Source organism: Streptomyces sp. enrichment culture, assembly GCF_964273145.1.
GTDB lineage: Bacteria > Actinomycetota > Actinomycetes > Streptomycetales > Streptomycetaceae > Streptomyces.
The window spans coordinates 1-13,511 of record NZ_OZ186874.1 but is presented as its reverse complement, the minus strand read 5'-3'; the positions used below and the strand labels follow the sequence as shown (position 1 = coordinate 13,511).

14 protein-coding genes are annotated in these 13,511 nt (G+C 73.9%); all 14 read left to right on the top strand.

Translation table 11 applies throughout. The annotated features are described in order from the left end of the window. Positions 1-2 precede the first annotated feature (2 nt). The 14 genes from ACSU6Z_RS29055 to ACSU6Z_RS28990 all read left to right on the top strand — a co-directional run bounded on the left by ACSU6Z_RS29055 (position 3) and on the right by ACSU6Z_RS28990 (position 13,146). The gene (locus ACSU6Z_RS29055) at positions 3-587 is read left to right on the top strand and encodes a hypothetical protein (protein ID WP_437050602.1); all 585 of its coding nucleotides are present in this window, start codon (positions 3-5) and stop codon (positions 585-587) included. An 86-nt stretch (positions 588-673) separates the two neighbouring features. Beyond that, entirely contained in the window at positions 674-2,191 is a 1,518-nt protein-coding gene (locus ACSU6Z_RS29050; RefSeq protein WP_437050601.1) for a DUF2637 domain-containing protein, read from the top strand. Positions 2,192-2,346: 155 nt separating this feature from the next. Then, positions 2,347-2,871, top strand: a complete 525-nt coding sequence (locus ACSU6Z_RS29045) for a hypothetical protein (protein ID WP_437050600.1) — start codon at positions 2,347-2,349, stop codon at positions 2,869-2,871. Beyond that, entirely contained in the window at positions 2,871-3,356 is a 486-nt protein-coding gene (locus tag ACSU6Z_RS29040; protein ID WP_437050599.1) for a GIY-YIG nuclease family protein, read from the top strand. The genes ACSU6Z_RS29045 and ACSU6Z_RS29040 overlap by 1 nt, the downstream gene beginning before the upstream one ends. Next, entirely contained in the window at positions 3,353-3,568 is a 216-nt protein-coding gene (locus tag ACSU6Z_RS29035; RefSeq protein ID WP_437050597.1) for a hypothetical protein, read from the top strand. Before ACSU6Z_RS29040 ends, ACSU6Z_RS29035 begins: the two co-directional genes overlap by 4 nt. A gap of 433 nt (positions 3,569-4,001) precedes the next feature. Continuing rightward, entirely contained in the window at positions 4,002-5,738 is a 1,737-nt protein-coding gene (locus ACSU6Z_RS29030) for a hypothetical protein (RefSeq protein ID WP_437050596.1), read from the top strand. 5 nt (positions 5,739-5,743) lie between these two features. After that, positions 5,744-6,160, top strand: coding sequence for a conjugal transfer protein TraB (locus ACSU6Z_RS29025; RefSeq protein WP_437050594.1), 417 nt, complete (start codon positions 5,744-5,746; stop codon positions 6,158-6,160). Between the two features lie 82 nt (positions 6,161-6,242). Continuing rightward, the gene (locus ACSU6Z_RS29020) at positions 6,243-8,561 is read left to right on the top strand and encodes a hypothetical protein (protein WP_437050592.1); all 2,319 of its coding nucleotides are present in this window, start codon (positions 6,243-6,245) and stop codon (positions 8,559-8,561) included. Between the two features lie 84 nt (positions 8,562-8,645). Beyond that, positions 8,646-9,185 (top strand): DUF6197 family protein, encoded by a 540-nt coding sequence (locus tag ACSU6Z_RS29015; RefSeq protein ID WP_437050590.1) that lies wholly within the window; start codon positions 8,646-8,648, stop codon positions 9,183-9,185. Positions 9,186-9,211: 26 nt separating this feature from the next. Continuing rightward, positions 9,212-9,679 (top strand): hypothetical protein, encoded by a 468-nt coding sequence (locus ACSU6Z_RS29010; RefSeq protein ID WP_437050588.1) that lies wholly within the window; start codon positions 9,212-9,214, stop codon positions 9,677-9,679. A 1,017-nt stretch (positions 9,680-10,696) separates the two neighbouring features. Further along, the gene (locus ACSU6Z_RS29005; protein WP_437050586.1) at positions 10,697-11,053 is read left to right on the top strand and encodes a hypothetical protein; all 357 of its coding nucleotides are present in this window, start codon (positions 10,697-10,699) and stop codon (positions 11,051-11,053) included. Positions 11,054-11,677: 624 nt separating this feature from the next. Then, positions 11,678-11,872 carry a hypothetical protein gene (locus ACSU6Z_RS29000; protein ID WP_437050585.1) on the top strand — a complete coding sequence of 65 codons (195 nt, stop codon included), beginning with the start codon at positions 11,678-11,680 and terminating at the stop codon, positions 11,870-11,872. Between the two features lie 2 nt (positions 11,873-11,874). Next, a complete protein-coding gene (locus ACSU6Z_RS28995; RefSeq protein ID WP_437050583.1) occupies positions 11,875-12,519 on the top strand; it encodes a sigma-70 family RNA polymerase sigma factor in 645 nt (214 codons plus the stop codon). A 3-nt stretch (positions 12,520-12,522) separates the two neighbouring features. Continuing rightward, positions 12,523-13,146: a hypothetical protein gene (locus ACSU6Z_RS28990; RefSeq protein ID WP_437050581.1), complete on the top strand. Its 624-nt coding sequence runs from the start codon at positions 12,523-12,525 to the stop codon at positions 13,144-13,146. Positions 13,147-13,511: the final 365 nt, after the last annotated feature.

Sequence of the window (13,511 nt, the reverse complement as noted above, 5' to 3'; positions counted from 1 at the left end):
CGATGCTCCGCATCATCCGCACGACCACCCTGGACACCCTCCGCGCCGACAGCGCGGCACTGCCGGCCGTCCGCGAGGAGCGCGACCAGGCCAAGCAGGAGGCCGCCCTCGCCACGGACTCCGCCATCCGCGCCGAGACCGTCGCGGAGCAGCAGCTCCGCGAGCTCGCCCGGGCGCACGTCGCCCGCCTCCAGGCCGAGCGCGAGCGCGACACCGCCCGCACCGAGCTGGAGGAGACCCGTAAGGAGCTCGACGCGGCCCGCGCCCAAGTGCTCCTGGACGCCGAGGACCGCGTGACGCTGCGGAAGCTGCTCCGCACCGCCCGCAGGTCCGAGACCCGCATGGACCGGGTGTACGTCCTGTTCCGCCAGGGGGCCTTCCACAGCGTGCACGCCACCGCCGAGGCGGCCGAGATCGCGGCCGAGGAGGAGGGCGCGCCCCGGAGCGGCTGGACGTCTACCGCGCCCGGGGCGGCCCTTCCGCCGGCCTCCGAGGTCGCCTGGCGAATCCAGGCTCTCCCCCTCGGAGGCATGGACCCGCAGGCCCCCCGCCCGCGCAGCGAGGAGCCGGTGCCGACCGGGCAGTGAGGCGGGTTTCACGCGCGGGCCGCCCGGCTTCACGCGCGGCCCGCCGTTTCAGCCGCACTCCCGAACCACCTACCGGAAGGATCACCGTGACGACCGCGCACCTGCCCCTGACGAAACCGCCGACCGCCCCGGCTTCACCCCCGGCCGTCCCCGTTTCACCCGCACCCGCCGCCGTTTCACCTCCGCCCGTCTCCGTTTCACCCGCGCCCCGGGACCGCTCCGCGCTCGCCTGGCGGGCCCTGGCCGTCGTCGCCGTCCTCGGGGCCGTCGCGGTCGCCGGGATCGGCTTCGCCGGGTCCTACAGCGCCCTGCGGGCCCTGGCCGTCGACAAAGGGTTCGGGGACTTCGCCCCGGCCTTCCCCATCGGTGTGGACGCCGGGATCATCGTCGCCCTGGCCCTGGACCTCTACCTGGCCCGGCGCGGCCTGTCCTGGCCGTTCCTGCGGCCCGTGGCCCACGGCCTGACCCTGGCCACGGTCTACTTCAACGCCAACGCGGGGGAGCACTCCCCGGCCGAGGACCCGGTGGCGGCCGCCATGCACGCGGTCATGCCGGTGTTGTTCGTCGTCGCCGTCGAAGCGGCCCGATACCTGGTCATCCGCACGTCGGGCCTGGCCCACGGCACCCGCCCGGACGGCGTGCCCCTGCACCGCTGGGTGCTTGCCCCGTGGCCCACCTGGCGCCTGTACCGGCGCATGCGGGTGTGGGGCCTGACCTCCTACACCGAGGCCGTCGACCGGGACCAGGAGCTGCGCGTCTACCAGGTGATGCTGGAGCGCCGGTACGGCAGCGTCCGCAAGGCCCCCTCGGACGCCCGGCTGCCCCTGACGATGGCCCGGTACGGGCTGACCGTGGACGAGGCCCTGGCGCTGCCGCAGGAGGCCGCAGAGCGCGAGCAGAGGCGCCGGGAGGCCGCCGAGGCCCGGAAGGTCGCCGAGCAGGTCAGGGCAGCGGAGAGGGCCGCCGAGCTGGAGGCCGCACGGCTGCGGGCCGCCGGCCTCGTGGACGCCGCCCGGCACGAAGTGACCGCCTCCACCGGAGCCGCCGAGGCCCGCGCCCGGGCCACCGTGACCGCCGTGGAGCGCTCTGCCGCCCTGGAGACGGAGGCGCTGGAGAGCGCCGCCGCCGCCGAAGCCGACGCCCGGAAGGCGGCCGCCGAGCGGGCCGCCGCCGAGGACCGGAAGGCCGCAGCTGAAACGGCCGCCGCCGCCGCTGAAATCGAGCGGTCCGCGCGTGAAACGGAGCAGGCCGCCCGTGAAGCCGAGGCCCGCGCCGCTGAAGCCGAGGCCCGGACCGCCGACGCGGAGGCCCGGAAGGCGGCCGCCGAGCGGGCCACGGCGGAGAACCGGAAGGCCGCGGCTGAAGCGGCCGCCGCCGCCGCTGAAATCGAGCTGCGCGCCGCTGAAGCGGAGGACCTGGCCCGCCTCTCCCCGCGTGAGAGGACCGTCCGCAAGCTCGCCCGGATCATCCTCGCCGAGCACGCTGGCGACGCCGACCGCATGCCCCTGGACGCGATCTCGGACGCCTTCAACGTGGCCACCGGCACCGCCTCCCAGTACCGCCAGGAGGCCGCCCGGCTCATCCACGACGGATACCGCGGCTGACCCACCCGACCACCCACCACGCCGAGGGGCGGCCCCACCCGGGCCGCCCCCCGCGTCTGGTGCTCCCCCTGCCGTTCCCGGCCTTCCCCCTCATGGCCGGGCGCGGTTGCGGGACCACCCGACCACGCTCGACGAGACACCCCACGGAGGACACCGTGACCGAGATCAACCGGCGCCCGGACGCCGACTACACGAGGCTGCTCGACCTGGACGTCCTGACCGCCTGGACCATGGACCGGCAGCGCGTCCACCACCAGGACGCGGCCGCGTACGAGGAGATCCTGGCCGTCTTCCAGGCCGCGCTCCGCTCCGAGGTCGTGGAGGGAGACGGCCGCTGGTCGGCCGCCCGCCGCGCCCGCAAGGTGGAGAAGCACCTCAAGGCCGCCATCAAGGCCGCCCGCCGGCAGGAGGGCGCCATGGAGGACTTCCGCCTGGCCGCCGCCGCGCACAAGGCCCACGTCCAGGCCCTCCCCGCGCAGCGCCAGGCCAAGCAGGAGGCCAAGCAGCTCCGGAAGGCCGGCCGCCGCCAGTCGGTCGCCGCGCTCACCGCCAAGAGCCTGCACAAGAGCGCGGCCGCGTTCACCCCGGCCGCCGAGGAAACCGCGGCCCCGGCCGTCGACACCGGCCGCCCGGCCGCGCGCGGGATCAACGACCTGTTCAACCAGCGGAGGGGCGCCTAGTGGCCCGCCAGAAGTGGGTGTACGTCGTCGGCGCCGCCGAGATGCGGCCTGTCAAGATCGGCAGCGCCTTCGACGTCGAGCGACGCCTGGGAAACATGCAGGTGGCGAGCCCCTACGCGCTCCGCGTCCTGTGGCGCTTTCAGGTGTCCAGCCGCTCCGTGGAGAAGGCACTGCACGACCACCTGCGCCCGTACTGGGTGCGCGGTGAGTGGTTCGACTTCGGGGAGCAGGACCCGGTGGCCATGGTCGCTGGGTCCGCCGTGGCCCTCGGGCACTGGCGGCCGCCGGTGCCCGAGCTGCCGCCCTCCGCCCCCAACTGGACGGGGACGCCGGAACCCGTGCCGGACCTCCCGCTTCCGCCTCCACCGTCCGTGGACGAGCTGCGGCGGCTCATCCCCACCTCGCCCCCGCCGGCGCTCCCCCTTCCTCCGCCGCCACCGCCGGTGGACGGCTCGCCCTGCGCACCCGATGAGGACATGCCGTGACGCAAACGCAAACCAAGAGGCAGGCCAACAAGCACCAGCACTGGCAGCAGCGCTACGCCGAGCACGCCGCGCGGGGCCCGAAGGGGATCGCGGCGGCCTGGTGGGACCGGGCCCGCTCGATCGCCAAGGACCAGGAACGGGCGGGCAACGAGGAGGCATGGACCGACCTCGCCCGGTTCCTGGAGAACTTCTGCGCCCGCTACCCCGAGTGATGTTCACCATCATCATCACCACCGGATCCGGCCTCGCGTGCGTAATGTGCGGGCGCGGACGCCCGCACCTGCGGACGCGCGCGCGTAAGGGATCCGGTCACTCTCTGTCAAGGAGCGTCTCGTGGCCGACGACGACAACGTGACCGTTTTGAGGCCGAGGGGGACGGCACCGCCGAGCCTCCCGCCGCTGCCTCCACCACCGCCCCGACCGGCCCCGCCGGACTCCGCTCCACCGACCGCCCCGCCTCCGGGACCGCCCCCGGACAGCGGGGCGGTTCCCGTTCCCGCCAGCAACCGCCGGTCGGCCGCGGACTCCCTGGCCGCCGCGACCACGCCCGGGCTCCCGCCCCTCCCGGACCCGCCCCCGACGGTCCCGGCGACGTTCCGCGCGGACGGCCTGGACGACGACGGCGACCACCGGGAGGAGATCGGCATGGGAGCGCTCAGCCTGGCGGCCGTCCTCGCCATCGCGCTCGCCGCCCTGCGGGGCGCGGCCGGCGCGGTGACCGACTGGAGGCAGCGCCGCATGGAGAGGGCGGCCGAGGCCGCGCCCCTGCGCGCCGCACGGCTCAAGCTCCAGGAGGCGCAGATGCGCGCGGACGCCGCCGGTACCGGAGGGGGCCGCGGCCGGGTCCCCTCGTCGCAGGAGTACGGCCGCCGAACCCTGGGCGCCGGGGGCGGAGGGCGCGGCAGCGGCGGCGGGTCGTCGTCCGGCGGGGGCCGTCCTCCGTCCTCGGGGTCCAGCGGGACCGGCCCCGGCCGTAAGGGCTCGGGCTCGTCCGGTTCGGGCTCGTCGACCAGGACGCCGGGCAAGGGCACCGGGTCCGGCGGGACTGGCGGGACCGGCCCCGGCCGCAAGGGCCCGGGCTCGTCCGGTTCGGGCTCGTCGACCAGGACGCCGGGCAAGGGCACCGGGTCCGGGTCCGGGTCGTCCGGCAGCAGCGGCAAGGGCTCCGGCTCGGGCAGCGGCGGCGGGGGGCGGCCGGGCCTCCTGGACCGCGTGAGGCGGCGCAGGAGCCGTGAGGACGGCGGCACGGGGCCCGGCTCGTCCGGCTCCAGCGGCTCCGCCTCGTCCGGTTCGGGCTCGTCGACCAGGACGCCGGGCAAGGGCACCGGGTCCGGGTCCGGGTCGTCCGGCAGCAGCGGCAAGAGCTCCAGCCCGGGCACGGCGGGCTCGTCCACGGAGGCCGGAACCGAGCGCGTCACCCTCGGGAAGGCCCTCGGGGAGGAGGCCCGCCGCCGCGCGGAGGAGCGCCTGCGCCGCCGCCGGGAGGACCTGGACCCGCCCATCTTCCGCCGCGTGCCCCGGGACGGCGCCGAGACCGCCGAGGGGGCGGCCACGACGACCACCGGGGACACCGGCACCAAAACCGCCTCGGGAGGCCCTGAGACGGCCGCAGGCGGCCCCGCAGCGCCCGGCCCGACACCTGGCCCCGCCTCGGGCCCGACCAGCGCCGGAACGGGCACCAGCGCCGGAACGGGCACCAGCGCCGGGCCCGGCGCCGGGTGGGAGTTCTACGAGCCCCCCGGGGGCGGCGGCCGCCGCAACGCGTGGGACAGCCTCTTCGAAGCCATGTGGGACGCCGAAGTGGTGTGGACCGTGGAGCAGGCCGGCCCGCCCGTCCGCAACGGCCCCGTCTGGGAGCCCGCCGCCCTCGCCCCCGCCCCGAGCACCCCGGCCACCGCCACGGCGGCCGGGACCACCACCGCCCCCACGATGACGAAGGAGACGCGCGTGAGCGCACCGATCCGCATTCCCCGCCCCGGCCGGGCCGGGATCGCCTCCGAGCACCTGACGGACGTCACCCTGGACGACGTCCTCAACTCGCTGGCGACGTCCAAGAAGGACTGCTTCAAGACCTACGACGAGTGCGCCGCCCTGGCCACGAAAGCGCGGGAGCTGCGGGACGCGCTGCGGGACCTGGCCGCCGAGCTGCGCGAGCGGCACAACGTCATCGGCCGCATCACGTCGGCCGCCCTGTCGCGTCTGTCGGAGTCCATGGACCTCCTGGCCCGCAAGGCGGAGGCGATGCGCACGGAGTCCCTGCACGCCGCGGAGTCCGTGGAGGTCGCCCACGACGAGATGCACGACGCCTACAAGCCCGTCCAGCAGGCCGCCGCAGACGCCGGCCTCGTCATGCCCTCCGCCCGCATCCACAACGAAGGATGACCACCGTGAGCGATCTCGTACCGCGCCCCGCCCACCTGCCCGCCGCCCGAGGAGGCACCCCCAGCTTCACGAGGCTGGCCGCCCGCACGGCCGCGCTCGCCGCCTCCGCCCTGGCGCTGAAAGAGGGCCTGTGGTCCCTCCAGCGCCGCATGGAGCGCGACGCCGACCACGCCGACATGCTCGCGGACCTGTGCACCGCCGCCGAGGTGGAGCCGCGGTTCACCGGCCTGATCACCGAGGCCGGGGCCGCGCTGCGCGCCGTCGCCCAGGCGTCCGCCGAGGTGGCCCGCACCGCCGACCAGGTCCAGCACGACGCCCGGGGCCTCCACGACGCCCACCAGAGCGAGTACCGGGGCGTGTACGAGGCGGTGAACGCGAGCGGCGTCCGCCAGGCGAAGCCCGGCTTCTACCGCACCCGGTAGCCCACCCTCACCCCACCGATCACCCCACGGGGCCCGGCCACCTGCGGCCGGGCCCCGCTCTCGTCTCCCGGAGGACACCGCCGTGACCGCCTCGACCGTCACCCCCGCCACCACCGCGGCCGCCGACGTCCGGCCGCCCCTCTCCCCGACCGCCGCCCGCCACCTGGCCACCGTGGAGCGCATCGCCTACGGGGCCGCCGGCGCCGCTACCGCCATCGGCCCGGGCACCGACCTGTGGCAGCTGCACGCCGCCGCCCTCGGGGTCGGCGCCGGGGTCCTGTGCCGCCTGTGGGCCCGGGCCCGCGACCGTGAGGAGGGCTTCGGCGGCCGCCTGCTGACGTCCTGCTACAAGTCGCTGCCGGTGCTCGGGCTGTCGACCGCGTACGGGGTCAGCCTGGCCACCCCGGGCACCTCCTGGTGGGAGGTCGCTGCCTCCGCGGCCGTCGCCCTCGGCTCCGCCGTCGCCGTGCCGCTCACCCGCTCCCGGGGCCTGCGCCGGGCGGCCGAGGACCTGCCCGCCGTCCTGGCCGCGCAGGCGCCCGCCATCGAGGAGGAGGAGGACCACGAGCCCGGCTACGTCGGCGACCTCGCCCGGCACTGGGCAGCCTCCCCCGCCACCGGCACCACGCGCCTGGCGCACATCACGCAGTACCACCCGGGCCGCCCCGACTTCGAGGCCGTGATCCTGGCGCAGCCCGGCGAGGCCGTCCCCGGCAGCCTGGACACCCGCACGGTCGCCGCCGTCTTCGACGTCCCCGTGGAGGCCGTACGGCTCGCCCCGGTGCCCGGCCACGGCCCCGGCCGGATCGCCGTCCAGGTCGCCCCGGCGGAGCTGCTGGCCCGCCAGCAGCACCAGGCGCCGGCCGACCAGCTCACCGCCCTGTGGGAGTCGCGGGTATCCGCCCCGAAGGGCGTCGCCCCGGGCGTACACCTGGTGGAGCACCGGTTCCTGCCGGACCGGATCGTCCTGCGGGTGGAGGCACCGGACAGTGAGCTGCTGAACCTGCCCCGCCTCCCCCTGGCCCGTGCCCTCGGACTGGAGGACCCCGAGCTGCTGATGGTGGAGACCGACGGCATGGCCAAGGGCGTCGTCACCATCTACGCCGAGCACCCGCTGATGACCGTGCGCGAGGCCACTCCGCAGGACCTCCTCATGGACCGGCACGGCCGCATCGCGATCGGGCTGCGCCACGACGGCCGCCCGGCCCGGTGGCCGCTGTACGACCCCGAGCTCGGCGCCCTGACCGACCTCCTCGTCGGTGCCCCCGGCTCGGGCAAGTCCGTGACGCTGCTGACGCTGATCGCCGCCGAGCGGATCAACGGCGTCGTCTCCGTCGTCTCCGACGCGCAGGACGGAATGAGCCTCCCGGAGGCCGAGGGCCGGGTGTTCCACTTCGGCGCCGGACAGGCCGAATCCGCGGCCACGCTCGCGGCGTTCTCCGCCGTCGCCTCCTACCGCCAGGAGGTCAGCGCCGCGAACGGATGGGGCAGCTTCGTCCTCGGAAGCCCGTGGCGGCTGGCCATCCTGACGATGGACGAGATCAACCGCATGATCGCCGAGGACTGCGGGCTGCCCAAGCCCTTCCGGTCGTGGGTGGCCGGGATGCTCGGGGCCGGACAGATCACCTGGCGCAAGGTCGGCATGGGCGTCCGGATCGCCGGTCAGTCCATCCACCTCGAAGACCTCGGGGACTCCGAGAAGATCCGCGCCAACGCCAAGCAGGGCAGCGTGTGGCTCGGACGGGTCAACAGCTCGATGACGCGCAGCATGGCCACCGACATGACCACCGGCACGGTGGAGGTCACCCCGGTGCCGAAGTACTTCGGCGTCTCGGGGTCGGCGGAGCTGGAAGCGGCCTGGTCCGGCGAGGAGGCCCCCACCGGGCCGACGACCGCCGGCACCGCCTGGCTCATCCAGTCCGGGCAGCCCTACCTCTCCCGCGTCTGGCGCGCGGTGAAGGAGAACCGCACCTACCCCGGGCTGATCGCCCTCATGGAGTCCGCGCCCCCGGTCGACTTCTCCCCCGAGGAGGCCGACGTCTTCCGCCGCGCCTACGACGAGGCCCTGACCATCGCCGTGGCGCTGCTGGAGGGCTGGGACGGCAAGGGCGAGATGCCCATCAGCGCGGCCGTCCAGGAGTCGTCCGCCCCGGCGGCCGCGCCCTCCCGCGTCCCGACCCCGCCGGCCTCCGCCCGCACCCTGCGGGACGACGTCCTCGCCGCCCTCGCCGCCGGACCGCTGCGCACCCGGGAGATCCGGAAGGCGGTCGGTGTCGGCACCGAGGGCGGCCCCGCCTCCGGGTCCGTCGACAACACGCTCTCCAAGCTCGCCGAGGCCGGGCTCGTCGCCCGTGTCGGACACGGCGTGTGGGCCCGCACCGACCAGCCCGACCCGTCCTGACCCCACACCCCTCCCCGGGCCCCTGACGCGCCGCACGACGGCCGCCGGGGGCCCGGCCCGCACCCCGGCGCCCCGGAGGACCCCGTGACCGCCTCCAGCACCGCCGCACCGGCCCCGGAGCGGGCCGCCGCCCCCGACCGCCCGGCAAGGGGGCTGGACGCCCGCCTCGCGGCCGTCTCCGCCCGCATGGACGCCCGGCTCGCGGAGGCCGGGCTGGCCGTGGACGTGTCCGCCATCCTCCGGGGCCTGGACGTCGAACCCGTCGACCTGGCCGACGTCGTCCGCCTCCCCGACGCCGTGGAGCCCTACCGGCCCACGGCCACCCCGTACGAGACACCCGCCGCGGCCCTCCTGCAGCGCACCCGGGAGCGCCTGGAGCGCGGCGGCTGGTGCCAGGGGGCCATGACCGACGAGGACGGCCGCCGCTGCCTGTACGGGGCGATGCGCGCGGAGGCCACCGGCCCGGCCGAGCTGGGCGACGCGCTCGCCGTCCTGCTGGAGGCCATCCGCCGCGCCTTCCCCGACGCAGAGTCCGTGCCGAGCTTCAACGACCGCCACGGGCCGCGCGCCGTCTTCCGCGTCCTGGACCAGGCCGCCGACCTCGCCCACGCCCGCAACCTCTGACCGATCTGACCGAAGGGACTCCACCCATGCGAGACACCACCACCGCGGCCGCCCGGTTCGCCGCCGTCTACGCCCTGCTCACTGCCTCCCACGAGGCCGGGGACTACTGGTTGCAGCGGGACGCCGATGCGGTTGCCAAGGGCCGCCACGGGCACGAGGGCCGGGCCGCCTGCGTCCGGCACGTCGCCTCCTACACCGCCACGCAGGCCCTCGCCCTCGCGGGAGCCTCCCGGTACCTCGGGCTGCGCCTGTCCTGGCGCCGCACGGCCGCCGCCCTCGCCGTCTCCGCCGCCACGCACTACGCCGCCGACCGGTGCGCCGGCCACTGGAGGGAGGACGGCCCCGAGGCGCCCGCCCTGGTCCGCTTCGCCCACCGCAGCGGCAAGGGCCAGTGGCTCACCCGCGACCCGGGCGCCGGGCCCCTCCTCGACCAGGCATGGCACAAGGCGTGGATCGCCGCGGCCGCCCTGGTCGCCGCCGGGCCCACACGCTGACAAATGCTGCGCAAAAGCTGACACCTAGGCCCCCGGCCGCGCCCCTTATCGGGGCACGGCCGGGGGGCCTTTCTGCGTTCCGGGGACGTCCACCTGATGCGCCACAGCGCACGAGGATTCAGGCACCTGATGCGCTTCACCGCATCTGGCCTCGTATGCGACATCGCATGTGGCCTGATGCGCGACACCGCACGTGAACAAGAAGAACTCAACAAATAGAACTCAAGATCTCTTTGCGTGGTGCGGAACGATTCCCGCTTCAAGGCTGCTGGCGCATCGCGCGACCCCGCGCGCGTAGGACGGTCTCACGAGTTCCACGAACGCCCCTTCGTGCTGGTCACGGCCCGGGCGGTCCCACCGCTGGCGGGCGATCAGGCCGTCACGCGACTCCGCATCGGTATGGCACAGTGCCCCGCTGCTCCCGGCTGTCCCCGCGTGGGACCGCCTGGGGTCGCATGTCCCACCTCGCCCGAAGGAGGCCCCCGTGGGCACCGACGACGGACCGGAGTGGCTGACCCGCAAGTAGTTCGCGGGCGCCCTCCAGGTCACCCTCAAGACCGTCTCCCACTGGATCGCCGCCAACCCGCAGATGCGCATCCAGCGCCTCGGACTGACCGGTCACCGCCTCCGCGTCCACCAGTCCGAGCTGGAGTGCCGCCGCTCCGAGACGTCCCCAATTGGGGACACCACGGCGACGGCCTGACCGCCACCCGCGCTACATGGTTATGGGCCTGGCGCGCTGCACCACCCGGAGGCCGGCCACCGCGCCACCTCCTGATGCCGCTGGTTGAGGGCCGGGCGATATCCACGAGCACTGAGGCCCCATGCCTGCCGTCGACCTCACCACCCCGCCCGACCTGGACAAACGGCGTCCGCCCGACAGTGAACCGGGATCATCGAGCGGCGGTGCCCCGCCGTAGCGATACGGGAAAGTCCAAGTCAGCCCAGGAAAGAGGTGTAACCATGCCGTCGAAGGTGGTCACGACTCGGATCTCCCCGGCTATCCATAAGCCTCTCTTGGCCCTGGCCGACCAACACGGAACGTCCATCAGGGCGACGGCCGCCCGGTTCCTAGAGAGCGCGCTGGAGGACCCCGAGAGCGAACGGCCCCGTACGGACGGGCCGCTGGTGGACGCCGTGCGCGCCGAGCTGGAGGACGTCACCGCGCCAGGCGCCGTCATGTATCGGGAGTTTGCGCTGCACCTGGCCCGCTCCATTGAACGGCGGGAGCCTGGCCACCTCTCCGCCGCGCGGCAACCCTCCGGCGCGGTGAAGGACGCCCGGGCGGCACAGGAGCACGCCAACAACCCCGATCCCTACAGCCTGGCCGCCCTGTCCGGCGGGGGTGGCCTCGCCGGACAGCTGGGCCTGTAGCAACGTCCACCACCGTGCTGGGGCCCGGTGGTCGTGCCACTGCCCGAAACCTCCGACCGAGCTCCCAGCGGTCGGGGGCTTCGGCGTTCGGGGGCTGGCCCCGCGCGTCATGATCAGCCCCCCGCTGACGTCGGCGCCGCGGACTGCCTTGGTGGGCCTGGTTGCAGACCTTGGTTCTCGGCGGCGCGCTCGCCGCCCCCGCGTCCACGGTCCTACGCCCCCTGTAGACCCTCGGCTGGACCGAGGTCGGGAGGCAGGTGTCTTCGATCCGTAAACCAGGTGACCGAACACGGTCAGATTGTGTGCACGCGACCTGTGAGATGGATCACCTCGGTAACTCCTTGGCTCCGCCGGGCGGGTTCGGCAGGCAGAGCGGCCGCTCCTCCAAGGCGAAGCATCATGCCTGGTCACAAGCGTTAGCTATGCGCGATCATGACCCTACCGTCCGTAGTGGTCTATTCCTCTTGGTAGCGATGCGACAGCAACGGGTGAGAAAAGTTGGCATCGCGATACGCGTTTGCCTACCTAGATCCGAAATCCTGCGACTTGAGGACACCGAAGTCCTCCGGCGCCCCTGGGCACGGGCATTGGGCGCTGTCCGCAAGATTTTTAGGACAGGAACCTGTGAGTCTTCACGAACTGCTCACCGCGCTGGTGGTCACCACCGCCCTGCGTGTCTTCGTCCCGGACATGCTCTCCCTGACGCGGCGTCTGCTCAGCGCCGGAGTACGGGTTGGCGCCGCCGGGCTGCTGGAGGACATGTCCCGCAGTCGTACGTCGGCCCCGCCGCTGGCGGCCTCCCGGGACGAGGAGGGCTGACGATGTCCATCACGCCGTCACCCGAAGAGTCGGACGGGACGGGCGAGGCCCAGTTCACCCTGCCGAGCGGCTTCATGAACGAGCTCGACGCCCTGTGCGGCGTCGAGTACAAGATGCCGACCTCTCTGGAAGGCTTCTACCGCCTGTACGTCAAGGCGCACCTGCGCTACGCGCACACCATGCTCGGCGACAAGGGCGCGGCCAAGGCCGTCGTGCGTCAGTGCTACAGCCACCTGGCGTTGAACTGGGCTCAGGTCCTCACGGAGGAGAGCCCCGAGGCGTACATGTGGAAGCTGCTCAAGCAGCGGGTGGAGACCCACCTGCGAATGACCGACGGCAGCGCCTCACGGATGGTGCAGACCTCCGCCTTCCAGTGTGCTGCCCGCGCCACGCTGGAGGCGATGCGCCGCCAGTTCGAGGTCATGGAGTCGGCCCTCGGCCTGTACACCGCCATAGCCGCTCTGCCCGAGCGGCAGTTCGACGTCATCGTGCTGGGCTACGTCCTGGGCTATCCCTCGGACCGTATCGCCAACATCATGGGCATCAAGCCCGACACCGTCCGCGCTCACCGGCGCCTGGCCCGAGAGCGCATCGCCATCAAGCTCGGCCTGTCACCGAACCCGGCTGCCGACGACGAGAAGGAGTAACCCGTGCCGCGCAGCATCAACGAAGTCCTGGCCGGAGCGGAACTGCCCGACGTGTTCACCGACGAGGACGTCGACGACCTTCAGCAGGAAATCGTCCGCGACGTCACCGCCGTCCTCATGTTCGGAGGGACGCCCGCCCCAGCGGGCCACTTCCCCACCCTTCACGAACAGGCGGATAAACGCCTCGCGGCCCTGTCAGCCCAGCTCCTGCACCATCGCGACGCCGCCGAGCACATCACCCAGCTCGTCAACGAAGGAATCGACGCCGATGGAGCCCTGCGGTTCGGCTGCCTACTCAACCTCGCCGACGAGCCCGGCAGCGCACGCTTCTGGTGGCAGTTCTCCGCCGGCATCGGCAACTCGACCGCCGCCTACTGCCTTCACCTCTACCACCTCGCGCGCGGCGAACTACGAGACGCTGACCACTGGGCCCTGCAGGCCGCAGCTCTCGCCGACGGGAGGGCCATTCCCCGCACGCTGACCCCCCGCCGCCCCCCGCACCGGCCCACCGCCGCACTGCGAGCGGCCGTACGGAAGCTACCGGTGGAGGAGTTCGGCCTCGGGCCCGTCCTCCACCCTGCGCCCCACCTCGCCGAGCAGATCGAAGAGCTCGCCGACGCCCTCTGAGGCGGACCATTCCAGACGCGGGTACCGGCAAGACGGGACTACCCGCCCCTGCATGGCGCTCACCCTGTACCGCTACGAGGTGAGCGCCGCCATGTCCTCCGCCTGGTGGTGGACTACCCCTGTTCCAGCCGGTGTCCGCTGGGCAGGTCACGTTGCCTACCGCACCGTGGTGACGTACGCGACCGCGTGCCAACTACAAGACGGGAAGAGACTGTGGAGAAGAGGACGACGGGGGTCTACCGGGAGCGGGCGGAACGCCGACGGCGGACGCGAGGGGCGGGCGAGGCTGTGGCTGGCGTGGGAGAAGGCATGGCGCAACGGTAGGACGCCTTCCGCCATGCCGACGGAATGTCGCTCGGGCGAGG

Excerpts from the sequence above, each read along its gene's own strand:
- ACSU6Z_RS29055 (WP_437050602.1), top strand. The coding sequence starts at position 3 with ATGCTCCGCATCATCCGCACGACCACCCTGGACACCCTCCGCGCCGAC.
- ACSU6Z_RS29030 (WP_437050596.1), top strand. The coding sequence starts at position 4,002 with ATGGGAGCGCTCAGCCTGGCGGCCGTCCTCGCCATCGCGCTCGCCGCC.
- ACSU6Z_RS29010 (WP_437050588.1), top strand. The coding sequence starts at position 9,212 with ATGCGAGACACCACCACCGCGGCCGCCCGGTTCGCCGCCGTCTACGCC.
- ACSU6Z_RS28995 (WP_437050583.1), top strand. The coding sequence starts at position 11,875 with ATGTCCATCACGCCGTCACCCGAAGAGTCGGACGGGACGGGCGAGGCC.